Below are 20089 nucleotides of genomic sequence, written 5' to 3'. Positions count from 1 at the left end.
CTGGAACAGGCCTGTGGCGGTGGAGTTGCGGTTGTAACCGGCGGGCCATCCTCCCGCATCGCGGGCGGCGGCCGCAACAACCACGTCACTCCTTCCGCGCCCTGCCCCCCGGTAGCAGGCCGCGCCCGCTGCCGATGGCATCCGCGCCGAAGCGGGCGCGCAGCTTCTCCACCGCCGCCCAGCGCGCGGCGCGGCGGGCGGCATCGGGATCGGCGAGGTCGGGCAGGTCCGCCTGATCCCCGGGTGCCAGCGGCTGGGCGCCGATGCCGATCAGGCGGAAGGCCGGGCCCGTCGCCTCCTTCGCCAGCAGGGGCTTCGCGGCGGCGAAGAGCGTCTCGGGCAGCTTGGTCGGGCGGGGCAGGCGGACATTGCGGGTGCGGGTCTGGAACTGCGCGGTCTTCAGCTTGAGGACGACGCCGGAGGCCGAGAGGCCCTTATCCGCCAGGCGCCTCCCGAGCTTCTCGCAGAGCCGCCAGAGCGGCGCCTCCAGCGCGGCGAGGTCGCGGAGGTCGGTGTCGAAGGTCGTCTCGGCGGAGATGCTCTTCGCCTCCCGCGCCGGGTCGATGCGCCGGTTGTCCTCGCCCCGGGCGCGGGCGGCGAGGCCGGGCCCATCCTCCCCGAAGCGCTTCGCGGCGTCGCGGGGGTCGAGCAGCGCCAACTGGCCCAGTCGAGTGAAGCCGGAAGCCTCCAATCGGCGGGCCAGTGCGGGGCCGACGCCGGGCAGCAGGGTCACGGGCTGGTCCGCCAGCCAGGCGCGCGCTTCCTCCTGCGCCAGCACGGCGAAGCCGCGGGGCTTGTCGCGTTCCGCCGCGAGCTTGGCGAGCAGGCGGTTGGGGGCGAGGCCGATGGAGACGGTGATGCCCACCTGCCGCTCCACGTCCCGGGCGAAGCGGGCGAGGGTGGCGGCCGGCGGCGCGCGGTGCAGCGCCGCGGTGCCGGAGAGGTCCAGCACCGCCTCATCGATCGAGAGCGGCTGGACCAGGGGCGTGAGGCTTTCCATGAGGTCGCGCACCTGGCGGGCAGCGGCCACGTATTTCGCCATGTCGGGCTTGATGACGACGGCGTCCGGGCAGGCGGCCAGCGCCTTGAACATCGGCATGGCGCTGCGCACGCCGCGGGTGCGGGCGACGTAGCAGGCGGCGGAGACCACGCCCCGGCGCCCGCCGCCGATGATGACGGGGCGGGTCGCGAGTTCGGGGCGGTCCCGCTTCTCCACGCTGGCGTAGAAGGCGTCGCAATCGACATGCGCGACCGAGAGGGTGAAGAGCGCGGGATGCGCGACGAGGCGGCGCGACCCGCAGGCGGGGCAGGGCGGCGGGCGTTCGGCCTCCGCCATCCAGAAGCAGTCGCGGCAGAGGGCGGGCATCTCAGCGCCGGAGCAGGGGCATGAGGGCGAAGGCGGCGAGCAGGCCGAGATAGATCCAGCCCTCCGGCGTCTCCACCCGTTCCGCCCAGAAGCCGAGGCCCCGGCCGCGCAGCAGCGCCGCCAGCGCAGTCTCGGCCGCCACGGTCAGGCCGAGGCCGGTCATACCCATCACCAGGCGCGGGCGCGGTTCGGCCGGCACCTCGAACAGCCGGGCGATGCGGGGGGCCAGCACGGCCATGGCGGCCAGCATGGGCACGGCCTCCACCGCCACGGCGCCGGCGGGGCCGAGGCGCGGTTCCAGGACCAGCATGCGGATGGGGCCGAGCAGGAAGCCCAGCGCGAAGACCGCGGCGAACCAGAAGCAGCCGGCGGCGACCGTCATCTCAGGGCCAGAGGCGCGCCGCGCCGAGCACGCCGGAACTGTCGCCATGCCGCGCCGGCTCGATCGCCGTGGTGCAGACGTCGGAGAAGACGTGGCGGGGGATGAGGCGAGGCAGGTCCTCATAGAGATGCGCCATGTTGGACAGCCCGCCGCCCAGCACGATCACCTCCGGATCCACCACGTTGATCAGGGCGGCGAGTGCGCGGGCCAGGCGGTCCGTGTGACGGTCCAGCGCGGCGCGGGCGCGGGCATCGCCGGCGGCGGCGCGGGCGGGAAGCGTGCTGGCATCGCGGGCGCCGGGGCCATCGGCATCGGCGGCGAGCGCGGGGCCGCAGAGGAAGCTCTCGATGCAGCCGCGCTGGCCGCACCAGCAGGCGGGGCCGGGGTGTTCGTCCGCCGTCATCCAGGGCAGGGGGTTGTGGCCCCATTCGCCGGCGACGCGGTTGCGCCCCTGCACCAGGCGCCCTTCCACCACCAGCCCGCCGCCGACGCCGGTGCCGAGGATGACGGCGAAGCCCGATCCGGGGCGGTCATGGAATTCGCTCATCGCCAGGCAATTCGCGTCATTCGCCAGCCGCACCGGCCGGCCGATGGCGGCGGCGAGGTCGCGGGCCAAAGGCTGGCCGTTCAGGCAGGTGGAGTTGGCGCCGCGGATCAGGCCGGTGGTCGGGTTCTCGCTGCCCGGGATGCCGATGCCGATGGTGGCGGTGCTGGCGATCTCGGCCTCCGCCCCAGCGACCATGGCGGCGATCTGCGTCACCGTCGCCTCGTAGCCCGGGGGGGTGGGGACGCGGCGGCGGAGCCGGATGGCGCCCCCGGGATCGAGCGCCGCGATCTCCGTCTTGGTGCCGCCGAGGTCGATGCCGATGCGCCAGGTCATGCCCCCCAGGGTGGCCGGGGCGTGGCGACGAATCAAGAACGCCCGCTTGCCCTGCCGGGGCGCAGGTGGTGGAATCAGGGCATGAGCGAGACATTGCTGGATGTGCAGGGGCTGACCTGCCCGCTGCCCGTGCTGAAGGCCAACAAGGCCCTGCGGTCCCTGCCCGCGGGGGCGCGGCTGACCGTGCTGGCGACGGACCCGGCCAGCGTGAAGGATTTCCGGGCCTATGCCGCGGAGACGGGGCATGCGCTGGTCGGGTTCTCGGAGGATAAGGGCGTCTATCGCTTCACGCTGCGCAAGCGCGAGGACGGCTGACCCGCGACGCGGGATGACGTTTCGCCGCTCCGCGGCGGGGAGGATCAGGGAATGAGCGTCCTGCTGTTCAGCCACCGGGCCTGCCTGCACCACGACCCCGGGCCGCACCATCCCGAATGCCCGGACCGGCTCCGCGCCGTGCTGAAGGCGCTGGATTCGGAGGAATTCTCTGACCTGATCCGGGACGAGGCGCCGCAGGCGACGGTGGAGCAGCTGACCCGCGTCCACCCGCCCGGCTATGTGGACGCGATCCTCGGCATCCGGCCGGAGCCCGATGACAGCGTGGCGCTGGATGGCGACACGGTGATGAGCTGGGGCAGCGCGGAAGCGGCGCTGCGGGCGGCGGGCGCCGGGATCGCCGGCGTGGATGCGGTCTGCCGGGGGGAGGTGCGGCGCGCCTTCTGCGCGGTGCGCCCGCCCGGCCACCATGCCGAGCCCAACCGGCCGATGGGGTTCTGCCTGTTCGCCAACGCCGCGGTGGCGGCCCGCCATGCGCAGGCGGTGCATGGGGTGGCGCGCGTCGGCGTCGTCGATTTCGACGTCCACCATGGCAACGGCACCCAGGCCTGCTTCGAGACCAACGCCACCCTGTTCTACGCCAGCAGCCACCAGTCGCCCTGCTATCCCGGCACCGGGGAGGCGCATGAGACGGGGGTCGGCAACATCGTCAACGCGCCCTTGCCGCCCGGCGCCGATGGCGCCGCCTTCCGTGCCGCCTGGGCGGATACGCTGCTGCCGGCGCTTGAGGCCTTCCGGCCGGGCCTGGTCATCATCTCCGCCGGCTTCGATGCCCATGCGCGGGACCCGCTGGCGCAGCTGCGGGTGCGGGAGGCCGATTTCGGCTGGCTGACGACGGAGCTCTGCCGCCTGGCGGACCGGGCCTGCGGGGGGAAGGTGGTCAGCCTGCTGGAAGGCGGCTACGACCTGGAGGCGCTGGCATCCTCCACCGCCACGCATGTGCGCGCGCTGATGCATGCCTGAAGGCGAGTCCGGCTGGGTGACAAGAACGGTTGACAGTCGCTTAAGCCTTCCCACCGGGGTGGGGATGGTGTGAAGGCGGAGCGCCAAGGCGTTGTTTTCTGGTCCATGACCGGCCCGGCCGGCACAGGACATGACGTTTTTTCTTCCCAGGATGCCCGATATGACGTCAACTAAACCTGACACGGCAAAGCCGGTCGCCTCCCTCTCCTTCGAGGAGGCGCTCACCGAGCTGGAGGGGATCGTGAAGGACCTCGAAGGCGGCAAGGGGAAGCTGGAGGAAGCGGTGGCGGCGTATCAGCGGGGGGCCGAGTTGCGCCGGCATTGCGAGGCGAAGCTGTCCGACGCCGAGGCGAAGGTCCAGAAGATCGTGGAAGCGGGCAGCGGCGAGGCCGCCGGCCTGCGTGACATGAGCTGATGCCCGACCTGCCCATGACGACCGCGCTGAAGGACGCCCTGGCCCAGGCCGCGGCGGAAATCGACCAGGCGCTGGACGCCATCCTGCCGCCGGCGGAAGGGCCGGAGGCGCCGCTGCTGGCGGCCATGCGCTACGCTGTGATCGGCGGCGGCAAGCGGATGCGGGGCTTCCTGGTGCTGGAAGGGGCGCGGCAGTTCAACGCCTCCCGCCAGGCGGCGCTGCGCGTCGCGGCGGCGATCGAGATGCTGCACGCCTATTCGCTGGTGCATGACGACCTGCCGGCGATGGACGATGACGACTTGCGCCGCGGCAAGCCCACCGTCCACAAGGCCTTCGACGAGGCGACCGCCATCATCGCCGGAGACGCGCTGCAGACGCTCGCCTTCGGCACGCTGGCGGAGGAAGACACGCATTCCGACCCCGCGGTGCGGGCGGAGCTGGTGCGCTGCCTGGCCAAGGCCGCCGGGGCGCGCGGCATGTGCGGCGGGCAGATGCTGGACATGCTGGCCGAAGCCGCCACGGAACCGCTGGACGAAGTGGCCGTTGGTCGGCTGCAACTGCTGAAGACCGGACGGCTGATCGAATTCTCCGCCGAAGCGGGCGCCATCCTCGGCAAGGCGCCGATGCCCCAGCGCCTGGCGCTGGCGGCCTATGGGCGGGACGTGGGGGCAGCCTTCCAGATCGCGGACGATTTGCTGGACGCCACGGCCTCGGCCGAGGATACCGGCAAGCGGACCGGCAAGGATGCGGAGGCCGGAAAGGCCACGCTGGTCGGCCTGCTCGGCATCGAGCGGGCCCGGTTGCAGGCGGAACGCCTGGTCGCGCAGGCGCGGCAGCACCTCGACAGTTTCGGGGAGCGTGCCGATCTGTTGCGCGACCTTGCCGCCTACACCATCGAGAGGAAGAGCTGAGAACCATGGCGCCACCCGCCACCCCCCTGCTGGACCGCGTCCGATACCCGTCGGACATGAAGAACATGTCGGGGGATCAGCTGAAGCAGCTGGCCGAGGAGTTGCGGGCGGAGACGATCCACGCCGTGTCGCAGACCGGCGGGCACCTCGGCGCCTCGCTCGGGGTGGTGGAACTGACCGTCGCGATCCATGCGATCTTCGAGACGCCGCGCGACCGGCTGATCTGGGACGTCGGCCACCAGGCCTATCCCCACAAGATCCTGACCGGCCGGCGCGACCGCATCCGGACGCTCCGCACGGAAGGCGGGCTCTCCGGCTTCACCAAGCGGAGCGAGAGCGAATACGACCCCTTCGGGGCGGCGCATTCCTCCACCTCCATCTCCGCCGGCCTCGGCATGGCGATGGCCCGCGACCTGAAGGGCGATGACCGGCAGGTGATCGCGGTGATCGGCGACGGCTCCATGTCCGCCGGCATGGCCTATGAGGCGATGAACAACGCCGGCGCCGCCAAGGCGCGGCTCATCGTCATCCTGAACGACAACGACATGTCGATCGCGCCGCCCGTCGGCGCCATGTCGGCCTACCTCTCGCGCCTCATCTCCTCCCGCCCCTTCCTGTCGCTGCGGGACGTGATGGGGCGCCTCGCCAAGCGCTTCCCCCGCCCGATCGAGCGCACGGCGCGCCGGGCCGAGGAATTCGCCCGCGGCCTGCTGACCGGCGGCACCCTGTTCGAGGAACTCGGCTTCTACTACGTCGGCCCGATCGACGGCCACGACCTCGACCACCTGCTGCCCGTGCTGCGCAACCTGCGCGACGCGGAGGAAGGCCAGCCCATCCTGCTGCATGTCGTGACGCAGAAGGGCAAGGGCTACGCGCCGGCCGAGGCATCCGCCGACAAGTACCACGGCGTTGCCAAGTTCAACGTCATCACCGGCGAACAGGCCAAGGCCCCGCCCGGCCCGCCCAGCTACACCAAGGTCTTCGCCAACGCCCTGATCGCGGAAGCGGAAGCCGATGACCGCATCGTCTCCGTCAACGCGGCCATGCCGGCCGGGACGGGGCTCGACCTCTTCGCGAAGCGCTTCCCGAAGCGCTGCTTCGATGTCGGCATCGCCGAACAGCACGCCGTGACCTTCGCGGCGGGCATGGCGACGGAAGGCCTCAAGCCCTTCGTCGCGATCTACTCGACCTTCCTGCAGCGCGCCTACGACCAGGTGGTGCATGACGTGGCGCTGCAGTCGCTGCCCGTGCGCTTCGCCATGGACCGCGCCGGCCTGGTCGGGGCCGATGGCGCCACCCATGCCGGCAGCTTCGACGTCGCCTATCTCGGCTGCCTGCCGAACATGGTGCTGATGGCGGCCGCCGACGAAGCCGAACTCGCCCACATGGTCGCCACCGCCGCCGTCATCGACGACCGGCCCTGCGGCTTCCGCTACCCCCGGGGCGAGGGCACCGGCGTCGCCGTGCCCGCCCGCGGCACGCCGCTCGAGATCGGGCGCGGCCGCGTGCTGCGCGAAGGCAATGCCGTCGCGCTGCTCTCCTACGGCACGCGCCTGGCCGAATGCATGAAGGCGGCCGACGAACTCGCCGCGCAGGGCTTCACCTGCACCGTGGCCGACGCCCGCTTCGCCAAGCCGCTCGACACCCAGCTCATCGAGCGCCTGGCGCGCGAGCACGCCGTCCTCATCACCATCGAGGAAGGCTCCATCGGCGGCTTCGGCACCCAGGTGGCGCACCACCTGCTCGGCCAGGGCCTGCTGGACGGGCAGACACGCTTCCGCCCCATGGTCCTGCCCGACACCTTCATCGACCACGCGGCGCCCAAGGTGCAATACGACCAGGCCGGCCTCAACGCCCGCCACATCACCGCCACCGCGCTCTCCGCCCTCGGCGTCGCGGAAGCCAAGGCCCAGCCGGCGCGCGCGTGATGGTCGGGGCGGTCGTTGCGAGGGGACGCTGTCCCCTCGCGCTCCCCTGCCAAGGGGCAGCGGCCCCTTGGAACCCCCTTCATGGGAGCAGGGGAGAGGGGCCAGCGCGTGCGCATGTCCGACGCGCGTTCCGGCCCCTCTCCCCTGATCCCATCATGACGCGGTCCAGGGTCCCGCTGGACCCTGGCGGGGAGCGCGAGGGGCAGAGCCCCTCGCACGGCGCACCCTGACCGGCAAGCAGCGCGCCGACCAGGCCCTGGTTGACCGTGGCCTCGCGGAGACGCGGACGCGGGCGCAAGCGTTGATCCTGGCGGGGAAGGTGTTTTCGGGCGAGGCCCGGGTCACCAAGGCGGGGGATCAGATCAGGGAGGGGCAGGCGCTCGAGGTCCGGGGGCAGGATCATCCCTGGGTGTCGCGGGGTGGCGTGAAGCTGGCGCATGCGATCGACCATTTCGGCCTGGTGGCGAAGGGCGTGGTCGCGGTCGATGTGGGGTCTTCCACGGGCGGCTTCACGGATGTGCTGCTGCACCATGGGGCGGCGAAGGTGTTCGCCGTGGATGTCGGGCATGGGCAGTTGGCGTGGAAGCTGCGGAATGACCCGCGGGTGGTGGTGATGGAGCGGGTGAATGCCCGCTACCTGGATGCGACCACGATTCCGGAGGCGCCGGGCGCGGTGGTCTGCGATGCGAGTTTCATCGGGTTGCGGACGGTATTGCCGCCGGCGCTGGAACTGGCGGCCAAGGGTGCCTGGGCGGTGGCGCTGATCAAGCCGCAATTCGAGGTCGGGCCGAATGTCGCCAAGGGCGGCGTGGTGCGGGATGCGCAGGTCCACGCCAATGTCTGCGGCACGATCCGCAACTGGTGGGCGGGGTTGCCGGGCTGGACCGTGCTGGGGGTGGAGCCGAGCCCGCTGCTCGGCCCCGAGGGGAACCGGGAGTTCCTGATCGCCGCCCGGAAAGGGTAAGACTCAGGCCGCCGCGGTGCCCATGCCGGGCGGGCCGGTGAGGCGCGCCTTGGTGCTCAGTTCGGCCAGCAGTGCCCAGACCCGGTGCGGGTCCATGCGGATCTCGGGGTCGTTCAGCAGGCGGTCGAGTTCCGCCAGCTTGGTCTCGAACTCTCGCTCGGTCATCGGGCGTTCCTGCGGTGGGGAGTCCCCGGTGCAGCGTCGCCAGGGTCTTCCCGGCGGGATGCTGCACCGCGACATCACAGCACGAACGTGGCGCGAGGGTGGCGGTTGCGTTGCGTCCTGGCGCTCACGATGTCGCGATGCTGCCTATGCGGTCAGGGTGAGGAGGTGACCGCGGGGGCGAGGGCCGGGTGCTTGCCGGCGGGGTGGCCGGGGTTGCGGAAGCGGAGCTCACCCTCCGGCGCGCCATCGGGCGGTGCCACGCCGAACAGCTCGAGCCGGCTGGCGCAGGTCACGGCGACGACGTGGCGGGCGGCGGGGTCCGTCATCCAGCGGCGGGCGGCGCCTTCCAGCTCGAGTCGGTCCCGCAGCCCGCGCCATTCCGCGCGGTCCACGTCTTCGACCAGCATGGCGAGGATGCCGGGCTGGTCGCCGCTCAGGCGGCTGGGCGCCACCAGGCCGCAGCGGCGGGCGACGGCCGCGGCGATGCTGTTCTCCTGGCCCGCGCGGGCGGCCATGACGAAGACGGAGCCGCCGCCGGGCATGGCGGTGACGGCGAGGTGCGCTTCCTCCCCGAACTGGGCGCGGAGCTGGGCGGGAAGGCCCTGGCCGGCGGCCTGCGCGCCGGCGAGGACGAGGGGGTCGAGCTTCAGGATGGCGTCGGCGCTGGAATCCTGCCGGCGTTCGGCCTGCAGCAGGCCCGCGATCTTCCGGTGGAGCTCGGCCACCTGGTCATCCGTCGCCATGCCGCTCGGCAGCGTCATCTTGAGGAGGTAGCGGCCAGGATGGGCGGCGAGCCAGGTCTGCAGGTCCGGGTTCACCCGGTCCACCAGCTGGCACCATTCGCCGCGGTGCACGGGGCGGCCTTCCTCGGCGGAGACGCTTTCGCAGACCACCTCGGCGCTGACGCCCTGGCGGGTGATGAGGAGGTCGTGCGGGGTTTCGTCGGCAAGGCCCGTGTATTCGACGGTGAAGCCGCGGGAGCGGGCCAGGGCGGCGGTGTGCAGCAGATGGAAGAGGGGGACGAGGGTGGCTTCGCCGGTCAGGCCGGCTTCCAGCTGTTCGCGCAGCCGGTTGCGGCGCGGCCCGGGCAGGGTTTCCGACAGCGCGACGGCTTCGCGGGCGAAGCCGATGACGCGGCGTTCGGCCGTGTTGGCGCGGGCCATGGCCTGCGGATCGGCCAGGCGGGCCAGGGCGAGTTCGAGGGCGTGGCGCTGTTGCGCGGCGCGGCCGGTCTGGCTGGATTGCCGGGCGCGCTGCGTGATCTCATCCAGGCGTTTCGCCCAGAGGCGAGAGCCGCAGAGCGAGCGAAAGCGATCGAGGACGGCCGGGGAGGGCCGCTGATCCGCAAATGGCATGTCGCGCCCCGTGAATGAATGCTTGCATCCCTAACCCTTTCGAGGGGGGGACCGTCAAGCTTACAATTCATAGTAGGTTTCTCGGAATTGGCACTTTTCCGAGGGATTGCGGGGCGGTGGCGCGGGGCGGGCGCTCAGCTTTCCCCGTTGTAATACAGCGTGACGGTGTGGGTGGCCTCCGCGAACATCAGCCAGCGCTCGGCCAGCATGGCCGCGAGGGCGGCGAGGGCGGCCAGGACCATGAGCAGGGCGCCGAAGGGACCGCCGATGATCATGGCGAGGAGCGCCAGCGGGATGGTGGCGACGAAGCCCAGGATGACCAGGTTGCGCAGCTTCTCCCGGTGCTTGCGGGCCAGGCGGAAGCCCATCTCCCGCAGCAGCCAGTTCTGTTCGGTGTGCGGCGGGTCGAGCGGCCGGGTGCGGCCGATGAAGCCGAGGCCGGTGGCGGATTCGAGGGTGGGCGCGGCGGCGGGCTTCGGCGCGTCCATCGCCTTCCAGTAGGACCGCTTGGCGGCGAGCGCGCCGATGGCGAGCAGGATGGAAAGCATGGCCGGCACCACCGGCCGGCCGGCGAGGGCGCCGATCGCGGCCAGCAGCATGGCGCCCGTGAAGCCGGCGAAAAGGAGGTAGCCCGGCGCGACGGAGGGGTGGTGCCATTGCCGCACGGTCTTGAGCGAGGCGTAGATCATGCCCGTGCACCATACCGTGACCGCCGCGCCGATGGCCGCCGCCATGCCGGCGACGGTGGCGAGGCCGGGCCGGTCCGCCAGCAGGGCGAGGCCCATGATGCCGGCCGGGACGTAGGTCGCGATCGCGGCGACGCCTTCGCGCGACAGCCAGGAGGAGCGCCACTGCGACAGTGCCCGCCAGGCGCGCTCCGGCCGCCCGAGATGCAGCAGGGAGGAGGCGAGGCCGGCCGTGATCAGCAGCAGCGCGATGGCCAGCGCCAGCAGGGCGAAGGAGGGGCTGGCGGGCAACAGCCGCAGCGGGCGGAGGACGCCCAGCCAGAAGAGCAGCCCGTAGCCGGCGCCGGAGGCGGTGGTGAAGAAGACGATGGAGGGGGCGGGGTTCATGGGGCGGTCCGGCGGCGGGCGCTGTAACGAAGGGCGTGCATTACCGGCTCAGCGCCCGGTCCAGCCAGCGCAGCAGCGGGTTCTTGAGGTCGAGCGGCGTGGGCTCGGCTTCCGCGGGCGGGTTGGGGTTGGGCGCCATGGGGCGGCGGGGCGGCAGGTACTTGTTGGTGGGCGCGTAGCCCATCTCCGGCATCAAATCGAAGCCGCCGCGGGCGGCGACGAGCTGGCTGACATCGCTGCCGGGGTCGCCGAGGTCGCCGAAATGGCGGGCGCCGACCGGGCAGGTGATGACGCAGGCGGGCTTGCGCTGCGCCTCCGGGATCGTCTCGTTGTAGATGCGGTCGACGCAGAGGGTGCATTTCTTCATCACCCCCTCATCCTCATCGAGTTCGCGCGCGCCATAGGGGCAGGCCCAGGCGCATAACCCGCAGCCGATGCAGGTGTCGGTGTTCACCAGCACGATGCCGTCCTCGGCGCGCTTGTAGGACGCGCCGGTCGGGCAGACGGTGACGCAGGCCGGCGTCTCGCAATGCAGGCAGGAGCGGGGGAAGTGGACGGTGCGGCCCTCCGCGCCCTCGCCGGCCTCGTAGGAATGGACCCGGTTGAACCAGACGCCCTCCGCGCCGGCGGAATAGGGCTTCATGTCGGGCAGGGGGGCCAGGTGCCCGCCGGCGTTCCACTGCTTGCAGTTGGTGGCGCAGGCCTGGCAGCCGACGCAGGTATCGAGGTCGATGACCAGGCCGAGCTTCTTGCCGGAGGAGGGAGGGATTTCGGTCACTTGCCGGGCTCCCGGATGATCAGCGGCACGGCCGGCATGTTGGGGGGCGACTTCAGCGTGGAGGGGTGCGGCGCCGTCTCGGCGATCTCCTCCGGCGCGCATCTGGTCACGGAGACGCGGAGGTCGTACCAGGCGGCCTGCCCGGTGACGGGGTCGGCGTTGGCACCCCGGAATCCCTCCTGCGCCGGCAGCCATTCGCTGATGACGTGGTTCAGCAGGAATCCCTTGGCGGATTCGGGCGAATCCTCGGAAAGCTGCCAGGCGCCGGAGCGCTTGCCGATGGCGTTCCAGGTCCAGACGGTGTCGGGGTTCACGCCCTCCATCAGCGTCACCTGGCCCTTCACGCGGCCGTTGCGGCTTTCGACCCAGACCCAGTCATCCTGCGCGATGCCCTGGGCCGTCGCGGTGCTGCGCGCCATATAGAGCCGGTTGGCGCCGTGGATCTGGCGGAGCCAGGCATTCATCGAGCCCCAGGAATGGTACATCGCCATGGGCCGCTGCGTGACGGCCGACAGCGGGTAGGGCGTGGTGTCATGCCCCGCCTGCTCCAGCGGCGCGTACCAGATGGGCAGCGGGTCGCAGTAGGTTTCCACGCGCTTGCGCAGATGCGCGGGCGGCTGCTTGGCGCCATGGCCCTGCGCGGCCAGGCGGAACTTCTGCAGCGGCTCCGACCAGATCTGCATGACGATCTGGTTGGCCGCGCCCATCAGGCCCATGGCCTTGGCCTCATCAAGGTAGGCGCGGTTGGCCTGCTTGAAGTAGCTCTGCTCCGGCGTGAGGTGGTGCTTCCAGAAGCAGCCATTCTCGATGTAGCGCTGCAGCTGGTCCTTGTTCGGCTCGCCGACGCCCTTCTTGCTGCCGTCCTCGCCCCGCCACCCCGCCAGCGGCCCGATGCCGGGCATGCGCTGGTGGTTCACGATGTAGTCCGGGTAGTCCTTGAAGCGTGGGGTCCCATCCTCCTTGGTGAAGGCGGGCAGGCCGAGGCGGGCGCCGAGTTCGATCAGCACGTCCTGGAAGGGGCGCACGTCGCGGTCGGGCTTGATGACGGGCTGGCGGATGGAATCGCCGGGGCCGTGGGCATTGCCGATGGGGCGGTCGAGCAGGCTGATCGCGTCCCAGCGCTCGAGGTAGGTGGTGTCGGGCAGGATCAGGTCGGCGTAGGGCACCGTCTCGCTGAAATAGGCATCGGCATAGATGACGTGCGGGATGCGGTATTCGCCATCCGCCTTCTGCTCGGTCAGGATGCGGATGATCTCGAGCGGGTTCATCGCGCTGTTCCAGGCCATGTTGGCCATGAACATGAACAGCGTGTCGATGCTGTAGGGATCCTCCGCGCCCGCATTGCCGATGACGGTGTGCATCATCCCGTGCAGGCCGAGCGGCGCTTCCCAGGAGAAGGCGTGGTCGATGCGCAGCGGCGTGCCGTTGTCATCGACCAGCAGGTCATCCGGCCCATGCGGGAAGGCGAGCAGGTTGCCCGCGATCGGCGTGTTGGGCGCGGTGGTCTTGCCGGCAGGCCCGGGGCCCGGCGGGATCGGCCGCGGGAAGGGCGATTTGTAGCGCCAGGAGCCGGGGGTATCGACGGCGCCCAGCAGCATCTGCAGCAGGTGCAGCGCGCGGCAGGTATGGAAGCCGTTGCTGTGCGCGCTGATGCCGCGCATCGCATGGAAGGCGATGGGGCGGCCGACCATCGTCTCGTGCCGCCGGCCGAGCGCATCGGTCCAGGGCACGTCGAGGGTGATCGTCTCCTTGAAGGCGATGTCCGCGATCTCGTTCGCCAGGCGGCGGATGCGGGCGGCATCGATGCCGCAGCGCTCCGCCACGGCCTCCGGCGCGTATTCGGCGCCGAGATAGCGTTCCGCCATCAGCTGGAAGACGGGCACGGCCTTGCGGCCATCGGGCAGCGTGTAGTCGCCCACGATGGCGGGCTGCATCTCCGCCGTGGCGGCATCGACCGGCGCGCCGGCAATGCGATCCCAGGCCAGCGGCTTGCCATCCGCGTCGCGGGCGAAGAGGCCATCATCCGCGCCGCCGGGGTTCCGCACCACCAGCCAGGCGGCGTTGGTGTAGCGGACGAGGAAATCGAGATCGACGCGGTCCGTCCGCAGCAGTTCATGCATGATGGCCATGATGAACAGGCCGTCGGTGCCGGGGCGGATGCCGACCCATTCATCGGCGATGGCGGAATAGCCGGTGCGGACCGGGTTCACGCTGACGAACTTGGCGCCGCGCGCCTTCAGCTTGCCGAGGCCGATCTTGATCGGGTTGCTGTCATGGTCCTCCGCCACGCCGAACATGACGAAGTATTTTGCCAGTTCCCAGTCCGGCTCGCCGAATTCCCAAAACGAACCGCCGATGGTGTAGAGGCCGCCGGCCGCCATGTTGACGGAGCAGAAGCCGCCATGGGCGGCGAAGTTGGGCGTGCCGAACTGCGCGGCCCAGAAGCCCGTGAGCGACTGCGACTGGTCGCGGCCGGTGAAGAAGGCCAGGCGCTTCGGGTCCGTGCGGCGGACATGGCCGAGCCAGCCCGTCGCGATCTCCATCGCCTCCGCCCAGCTGATCTCCGCGAATTCGCCGGAGCCGCGGGGCCCGACGCGCTTCAGCGGCGCGCGCAGCCGGGCCGGCGCATATTGCGTCATGATCCCGGCACTGCCCTTGCCGCAGAGCACGCCGCGATTCACGGGGTGGTCGGGATTGCCCTCGATGTAGCGGACGCGGCCGTCCTTCAGATGGACTTTGATGCCGCAGCGGCAGGCGCACATGTAGCAGGTGGTGGTCTTCACCTCGTCGCCGATCGGCGCCTGGGTGTCGATGACCTCGCCATGGCCGGTCATCCGGCTGGGCAGGTTGGTATCCGGCATGACGGGCCTTGCCTGATTCTTCGCTGAAGGGATTAGCGCATGGGGGCGCCTTGTCGCAAAGCCCCGGGCCGGAGAAGAACATTCTCATGGCCGCGCGCCCTCTCGTGATGCCAGGCCGCGACGCGCGTCCCTGACATGGGGCCATGACCCCAGCCGCGCCACTCCTGCTCCTCACGGGCCTGATGATGGCGGCCGACCCGCCGCCGATCCTGACGGAGGCGCCCGCCCGCGGCGCGCTGCGGGAGGGGCAGCGCGTGCTGGTGGATGACCGGAGCTGCCCGGCGGGTCAGCTGCGGGAGATCATCGGGGGCAGCAATGCGGGCCAGCGCGGCGGCAGTTCCGCCGCGCCGCGACGGAGCCGGTGCATCCCCCGCCCCTGAGGCCCGCCACGTCCGGTGGTCAGGCCGTCCGGGACCAGCCGGGCACGGCCTCGGGCCGCGCCCAGGCCAGGCCGGGCGGGGCGGAAAGCGGCCTCAAGGTTTCCAGGCTGGCCAGCGCGTCCTGCGGGTGGGCCAGGCCCTCGAAGACCGGGCGCGAGAAGAAGTAGCCCTGCATGAAGCGCAGCCCGGTGCCGCGCAGTGCCTCGGCCTCCTCCCGCCGCTCGATGCCCTCCGCCACCACCTTGATGCCGAGTTCCGCGCCGAGCGCGACCAGGCTGGCAATGATGGCAAGCCGCACCCGGTCCTGGTCGCAATCCTGCACCAGGGCACGGTCGATCTTGATGATGTCGGGGCGCAAATCGGCCAGCCGCGCCAACCCCGAATAGCCGGTGGAGAAATCATCCAGCGCGATCTTGAAGCCGTGGCGGCGGTATTCGCGGATGATGTTCCGCACATGCCCGACCTCCGCCAGCTGCTCGCCCTCCGTCAGCTCGAAGGTCAGGCGGTCCAGCGGGAAGCCGTGCCGCCGCGCGGCGTCGAGGGTCAGGCGGATGCAGGCGCGGGGCTCATAGACCGCGTTCGGCAGGAGGTTGATGTTGAGCTGGGTGTCGAGGCCGAGGCGCGCCGCCATCTCGATCGCCTTGACGCGGCAGGCCTGGTCGAAGGCGTAGAGCGTCTCCGGCGTCACCTGGGCGAGGATGCTGCCCGCACCCTCCCCATTCGGGCCGCGGACCAGCGCCTCATGCGCGTCGATCCGGTTCTCCTGCACATCCACGACCGGCTGGAAGGCCATGGTGAAGGCGAAAAGGCTCGGCATCTCCCGGCAGGCGGAGCAGCCACGCGATTCCATGCTTTCCAGGCCCCATCCGCCACTCAGTAGGTTCAACTGTGCGGATGGGATGTTGCCAGATGCTAAACTCCGGATACGCAAAACTTATTGTGTACGAAAGACATCCGGCGGTTACAGCCCGCGCCGATGGACGACCTGGCCGCCCACCATCGTCAGCAGCGCCCGTGTCTCCCGGATCCGCTCCGGCTCCACGCCGAGCAGGTCCTGCGACAGCACCACCAGGTCCGCGCGCTTGCCGGGTTCGATGGAGCCGAGCTCGGCCTCTGCCCCCAGCAGCACGGCGTTGTTGATGGTGTAGAGGCGCAGCGCCTCCCGCGGCGTGATCGCGTGCTCGGGGCCGAGGCGATAGCCCGCCAGCGTCCCGCGCGTGGTCATCCACCACATGGACTGGAAGGGATCGCCCGGCACCACGGGGGCATCCGTGCCGCCGCCGACATGCACGCCGGCATCGAGGATGCGGCGGATCGGGATGGAATAGGCCGCGCGCTCATCCCCCCACCAGCGCCGCTGGTTGTGGCCGAGCAGCACGGGGTGGTTCTGCGCGGTCGCCATGATGCCGAGCCTAGCCATCTCCGCCAGCGCGGGCGGCGTCGGCAGGAAGATGTGCATCACCGTCCAGCGCAGCGGCCGGACCGGGCCGAGTTCGCGGTCCACCTGGCCGTAGAGGCGGGTGATCAGGTCGATGGTGTAGTCGCCCACCGCATGGGTCTGGATCTGCAGCCCGGCGCGGTGGATGGCGCGCAGCCCCTCCAGCAATTCGGGCTCGCCACCGGCGGGCAGCAGCAGGATGCCGCGATAATCGGGGTTGGTTTGCTCGCCCGGCACGATGCGATAGGGGTCGTTCATCCGGCCGCCCTCCACGCCCCCATCCAGCAGCCACTTGATGCCGCCGGTGCGGAGCATGGGGTGCTGCGGCCAGCCGGATTGGGCGGCGATGCCGCGGCGGATCTGCTCCCCCGTCGCGGCGCGCCAGAGCAGCCAGGTGCGGACCGTCATCCGCCCCTGGTCGCGGAGTTCGCGGTAGATGCCGGCGATCTCGTCGGTGATGCCGGGCTCGACGACGGTGGTGACGCCCAGCGCGTTCAGCTCCCTCATCGCCTCCGTCACCAGGCGCGTCTGCTCCGGAATGGGCGGCGGGGGCGGCAGGACGCGGCGGACCAGGGCGGTGGCGCCGGCGATGAGCAGCACGCCCGTCGGCTCCCCATCCTCCCGCTTCACGATGACGCCGCCGGCGGGCTGGGGCGTGTCCCGCGTCACGCCGGCGCGGGCGAGGGCCTGGCTGTTCACCGCCACCACATGCCCGCCACGGGGGATGAAGACGGGGTTGTTCGGCGCGACGCTGTCGAGTTCCCAGCGCGTCGGCAGCCGGCCCTCGGCCAGGATGCTCTCATGCCAGAGGGAGGAGGCGATGACCCAGTCGCCCGGCGGCGTGGCGCGGGCGCGTTCGCCGATGCGGGCGAGGACATCGGCGATGGAGCGCGTATCGAGCAGCTGCACCGCGGGCAGGTTCATGCCCCATTGGTGCTGGTGGACATGGCTGTCGATCAGCCCGGGGATGGCGGTGCGGCCGCCGAGGTCGATGACGGTGGTCGCCGGGCCGGCCAGCGCCTCCGCCGCCGCGCCGGTGGCGACGAAGCGGCCATCGCGGATGGCGACGGCGGTGGTCGTGCTTTCGGTGGCGTCCTGGGTGTGGATGCGGCCGTTGCGCAGCAGCGTTTCCGCGGGCTGCGCCAGGGCTGGCGGGGCGAGTGCCAGCAGGGCGAGGAGGAGGCTCCGCATGGTCAGGCGCTGGCCAGGCCGGCGTCGCGCAGCACCAGGCGGTCCGGCAGGCCGGTCGGTTCGCGGGCGGCTTCGCTGAGGTCCAGCACGCCGGTGAGCGTCACGCGGGTATAGGGGTCCGCGATGTGGGGCAGGCCGGGGGCGTGGACGGCGACGACGCCAATCGGCCAGTCATGCGCGCCGCCGCAGAGCTGGCAGGGGACGAGAGCGGCCTCCCCCAGCGCGAGCCAGCCGGGCGCGGCGGTGGGGACGGGGGCGACGAGGCCGGTGAGGGTGACGCGCTGGCCGTCGAGGGTTTTCGCGAGGGGGGAGGGGGCGGAGCCGGCCTCGTCGTAGAGGTCACGCAGCGGCGTGGTGGTGGCGGCGCGGGTGGGGGTGGCGGCGACGATCGCGGTGCAGGCGAGAATCGCGGCGCGGCGGCCGAGGATGCGCGGATGGCTCATGGAACATCTCCCCTCGCGCCGTTCGGGCGCTGTGTGGCGAGGCTATCGCGCGGGAGAGCAGGGCGGGAAGGGTGGCCTCAGCCGGCGACGCCGATCCGCCAGGGCAGGGCCAACAGGAACGCCAGCACGGCGCCGAAGAACAGCAGCCCGATGGCGTGCCCGATGATGCTGTGCCGGAACGCGACCTCGGTCGGCTTGGCCGGGTTGAACACGACGCGGATCGTCGATCCGACCGGGAAGCCTGCTTCCTCGTCCAGGTAACTCAACCGCGCCGTGCAGGGCCCACAGGGGCTTTCGAACATCACGGTCAGCGCGCGACGGGGAGGCTGCGCGGGCGGAAGGCGCGGATGCTCGGTATCGGGGCAGACGACCGCGTCGGCGGAGTGCCATCGCAGGCAACGGCGAAGGCCGGCGGCGCAGGCCACCAAGCCGGCGCCGGGAATGGCGACCACCAGCAGCCATAAGGCGAGACCCGACCAGTCATCCATGGCGGCAGTGAAACGACGGCGGCCCGGTCGTGCAAGGGCGGTTGTGGTCCGGCTCTCAGGCCATGGTGAGCATGCGCCAGAGGCCGAACAGGATGAGCCCCAGGCCGCAGCCCAGGGACGCCAGGCGCAGCCAGTGCTCCTCGACTCCGTGGAAGAGTTGGACCTGCGAAGGATCGTCGGGGTTGTAGGCGATGGCGATGATCATGCCGATCGGGCGCCGATTGGGATGGCCAGTGTAGAGCCACGCCACGCAGGGGCCGGCGGGGCGCTCGAACATGACCGTCTCCGAAACGCGCGGCTGCCGGGACGGCTTCAGGGCCAGGTGCTCTGGGTCGGCGCAGACGATGGCGTCCGCGCGCGTCCAGCGCCGGTTTCGCCGCATGGCCTGGATTTCGAGTAAGGTCATGAAGGCAATACCCGCGATCATGAACAGCACGACCGCGGGGCCGATCCAGCCGCTCATGCCTGCAGAGAAACAATCGCGGGAGGCGGGCGCAAGCGCGCCGCCCTCAGTTCCGCGGCAGCCTGGCCCGCAGCGGCGCGTCCGGGTTCTGGGCACGGTGGCGCAGCAGGTGGTCGGCCAGCACCAGGGCCAGCATCGCCTCCCCCACCGGCACCGCGCGGATACCGACGCAGGGGTCGTGGCGGCCCTTGGTCAGCACCTCGACGTCCTGCCCGAAGCGATCGACGCTGGCCCGCGGCGTCAGGATCGACGACGTCGGCTTCACGGCGAAGCGGGCGACCACGGGCTGGCCGGTGGAGATGCCGCCCAGGATGCCGCCGGCGTGGTTGGAGCTGAACGCGACCTCCCCGTCCGGGCCCATGCGCATCTCATCGGCATTGCCCTCCCCGGAGAGCGATGCGGCAGAGAAGCCGTCCCCGATCTCCACCGCCTTGACGGCGTTGATGGACATCAGGCCGGCCGCGATGTCCGCATCGAGCTTGCCGTAGATCGGCGCGCCGAGGCCGGGGGGCACGCCCTCCGCCACCACCTCCACGATCGCGCCGACGGAGGAGCCGGCCTTGCGGATGGCGGTCAGCTTCTCCTCCCACCGCGCGGCGGCGATGGGGTCGGGGCAGAAGAAGGGGTTGTTGTCCACCTCCGCCCAGTCGAAGCGGGACCGGTCGATCCAGTCCCCGCCCATGCAGACGAGGGCACCGCGGATGGTCACGCCTTCCAGCACCTTGCGGGCGATGGCGCCGGCGGCGACGCGCATGGCGGTTTCGCGGGCGCTGGATCGGCCGCCGCCGCGATAGTCGCGGATGCCGTATTTCAGCTCATAGGTCAGGTCCGCATGGCCGGGGCGGAAGCGGTCCTTGATCTCGCCGTAGTCCTTGCTGCGCTGGTCGGTGTTCTCGATGTGCAGCGCGATGGGGGTGCCGGTGGTCGCACCCTCGAAGGTGCCGGACAGGATCTTCACCTGGTCCGGTTCCTGCCGCTGCGTCACGAACTTGGATTGGCCGGGGCGGCGGCGGTCCAGATAGGGCTGGATGTCGGCCTCGGTCAGGCCGATGCGCGGCGGGCAGCCATCGACGACGCAGCCGATGGCGAGGCCGTGGGACTCGCCCCAGGTGGTGAAGCGGAAGAGCTGGCCGAAGGTGTTGTGGCTCATGGTGCCGGCGGGATTACAGCAAGGCCGCGTGCCGGGCGAGGGGCCGGATCGCGTGGATGTAACCGGGCGGCAGCTTCATGGTTGGCTGCGGTTCGGTAACGCTGCGGCATGCAGACGAATCCCGCACCTGTTGCCCCGCCACCGGCCCCCAGACGCAGCTGG

21 protein-coding genes are annotated in these 20089 nt (G+C 71.2%); 7 read left to right on the top strand and 14 right to left on the bottom strand.

From position 1 onward, the window contains the following. Positions 1-85: 85 nt before the first annotated feature. Genes G3576_RS22230 through G3576_RS22220 form a run of 3 tightly spaced genes read right to left on the bottom strand, consistent with a single transcriptional unit; the run spans position 86 to position 2628 of the window. Complete coding sequence (locus tag G3576_RS22230; RefSeq protein WP_164696645.1) at positions 86-1366, bottom strand: DNA polymerase IV; 1281 nt, start codon at positions 1364-1366, stop codon at positions 86-88. Position 1367: 1 nt separating this feature from the next. After that, the gene (locus tag G3576_RS22225) at positions 1368-1748 is read right to left on the bottom strand and encodes a hypothetical protein (RefSeq protein WP_164696644.1); all 381 of its coding nucleotides are present in this window, start codon (positions 1746-1748) and stop codon (positions 1368-1370) included. A gap of 1 nt (position 1749) precedes the next feature. Next, positions 1750-2628, bottom strand: coding sequence for an ROK family protein (locus G3576_RS22220; protein ID WP_164696643.1), 879 nt, complete (start codon positions 2626-2628; stop codon positions 1750-1752). Between the two features lie 81 nt (positions 2629-2709). On the opposite strand from G3576_RS22220, the gene G3576_RS22215 reads away from it, so the two are divergent. The 6 genes from G3576_RS22215 to G3576_RS22190 all read left to right on the top strand — a co-directional run bounded on the left by G3576_RS22215 (position 2710) and on the right by G3576_RS22190 (position 8142). Continuing rightward, positions 2710-2943, top strand: coding sequence for a sulfurtransferase TusA family protein (locus G3576_RS22215; protein ID WP_164696642.1), 234 nt, complete (start codon positions 2710-2712; stop codon positions 2941-2943). Between the two features lie 51 nt (positions 2944-2994). Then, the gene (locus G3576_RS22210) at positions 2995-3924 is read left to right on the top strand and encodes a histone deacetylase family protein (protein ID WP_164696641.1); all 930 of its coding nucleotides are present in this window, start codon (positions 2995-2997) and stop codon (positions 3922-3924) included. Between the two features lie 160 nt (positions 3925-4084). After that, entirely contained in the window at positions 4085-4339 is a 255-nt protein-coding gene (locus tag G3576_RS22205) for an exodeoxyribonuclease VII small subunit (protein WP_226381687.1), read from the top strand. Continuing rightward, positions 4339-5250: a polyprenyl synthetase family protein gene (locus G3576_RS22200; RefSeq protein WP_235952331.1), complete on the top strand. Its 912-nt coding sequence runs from the start codon at positions 4339-4341 to the stop codon at positions 5248-5250. Before G3576_RS22205 ends, G3576_RS22200 begins: the two co-directional genes overlap by 1 nt. Positions 5251-5255: 5 nt before the next feature. Continuing rightward, positions 5256-7178 (top strand): 1-deoxy-D-xylulose-5-phosphate synthase, encoded by a 1923-nt coding sequence (gene dxs / locus G3576_RS22195; protein ID WP_164696639.1) that lies wholly within the window; start codon positions 5256-5258, stop codon positions 7176-7178. A 226-nt stretch (positions 7179-7404) separates the two neighbouring features. After that, the gene (locus G3576_RS22190; protein ID WP_164696674.1) at positions 7405-8142 is read left to right on the top strand and encodes a TlyA family RNA methyltransferase; all 738 of its coding nucleotides are present in this window, start codon (positions 7405-7407) and stop codon (positions 8140-8142) included. Positions 8143-8145: 3 nt separating this feature from the next. Here G3576_RS22190 and G3576_RS22185 read toward each other — a convergent pair whose 3' ends face one another. The 5 genes from G3576_RS22185 to G3576_RS32375 all read right to left on the bottom strand — a co-directional run bounded on the left by G3576_RS22185 (position 8146) and on the right by G3576_RS32375 (position 14374). Continuing rightward, positions 8146-8307 (bottom strand): peptide chain release factor 1, encoded by a 162-nt coding sequence (locus tag G3576_RS22185; RefSeq protein WP_164696638.1) that lies wholly within the window; start codon positions 8305-8307, stop codon positions 8146-8148. A gap of 152 nt (positions 8308-8459) precedes the next feature. Further along, complete coding sequence (locus G3576_RS22180; protein WP_164696637.1) at positions 8460-9662, bottom strand: hypothetical protein; 1203 nt, start codon at positions 9660-9662, stop codon at positions 8460-8462. A gap of 134 nt (positions 9663-9796) precedes the next feature. Then, positions 9797-10735 carry a dimethyl sulfoxide reductase anchor subunit family protein gene (locus tag G3576_RS22175; RefSeq protein ID WP_164696636.1) on the bottom strand — a complete coding sequence of 313 codons (939 nt, stop codon included), beginning with the start codon at positions 10733-10735 and terminating at the stop codon, positions 9797-9799. A 40-nt stretch (positions 10736-10775) separates the two neighbouring features. Continuing rightward, on the bottom strand, positions 10776-11513 hold the full coding sequence (locus tag G3576_RS22170; protein WP_164696635.1) for a 4Fe-4S dicluster domain-containing protein: 738 nt from the start codon (positions 11511-11513) through the stop codon (positions 10776-10778). Continuing rightward, positions 11510-14374, bottom strand: coding sequence for a molybdopterin oxidoreductase family protein (locus G3576_RS32375; protein ID WP_164696634.1), 2865 nt, complete (start codon positions 14372-14374; stop codon positions 11510-11512). Before G3576_RS32375 ends, G3576_RS22170 begins: the two co-directional genes overlap by 4 nt. A 143-nt stretch (positions 14375-14517) precedes the next feature. On the opposite strand from G3576_RS32375, the gene G3576_RS22160 reads away from it, so the two are divergent. Then, positions 14518-14754: a DUF6719 family protein gene (locus G3576_RS22160; RefSeq protein ID WP_164696633.1), complete on the top strand. Its 237-nt coding sequence runs from the start codon at positions 14518-14520 to the stop codon at positions 14752-14754. Positions 14755-14773: 19 nt separating this feature from the next. On the opposite strand, the gene G3576_RS22155 is transcribed toward G3576_RS22160, so the two are convergent. The 6 genes from G3576_RS22155 to aroC form a co-directional block, all read right to left on the bottom strand. Then, positions 14774-15604: an EAL domain-containing protein gene (locus G3576_RS22155; RefSeq protein WP_235952330.1), complete on the bottom strand. Its 831-nt coding sequence runs from the start codon at positions 15602-15604 to the stop codon at positions 14774-14776. A gap of 111 nt (positions 15605-15715) precedes the next feature. Next, positions 15716-17383 carry an amidohydrolase gene (locus G3576_RS22150; RefSeq protein ID WP_164696632.1) on the bottom strand — a complete coding sequence of 556 codons (1668 nt, stop codon included), beginning with the start codon at positions 17381-17383 and terminating at the stop codon, positions 15716-15718. Between the two features lie 2 nt (positions 17384-17385). Next, positions 17386-17826: a hypothetical protein gene (locus G3576_RS22145; protein WP_164696631.1), complete on the bottom strand. Its 441-nt coding sequence runs from the start codon at positions 17824-17826 to the stop codon at positions 17386-17388. Positions 17827-17903: 77 nt separating this feature from the next. Then, positions 17904-18314, bottom strand: coding sequence for a DUF3592 domain-containing protein (locus tag G3576_RS22140; protein ID WP_164696630.1), 411 nt, complete (start codon positions 18312-18314; stop codon positions 17904-17906). Between the two features lie 55 nt (positions 18315-18369). Next, positions 18370-18777 (bottom strand): DUF3592 domain-containing protein, encoded by a 408-nt coding sequence (locus G3576_RS22135; RefSeq protein ID WP_164696629.1) that lies wholly within the window; start codon positions 18775-18777, stop codon positions 18370-18372. Between the two features lie 46 nt (positions 18778-18823). Beyond that, positions 18824-19927 carry a chorismate synthase gene (gene aroC, locus G3576_RS22130; RefSeq protein WP_164696627.1) on the bottom strand — a complete coding sequence of 368 codons (1104 nt, stop codon included), beginning with the start codon at positions 19925-19927 and terminating at the stop codon, positions 18824-18826. Positions 19928-20089 lie beyond the last annotated feature (162 nt).

The sequence above is a fragment of the Falsiroseomonas algicola genome (genome assembly GCF_011040385.1).
Lineage (GTDB): Bacteria > Pseudomonadota > Alphaproteobacteria > Acetobacterales > Acetobacteraceae > Falsiroseomonas > Falsiroseomonas algicola.
The sequence above is the reverse complement of the archived record's forward strand: the minus strand, read 5'-3'. Positions and strand labels throughout refer to the sequence as shown.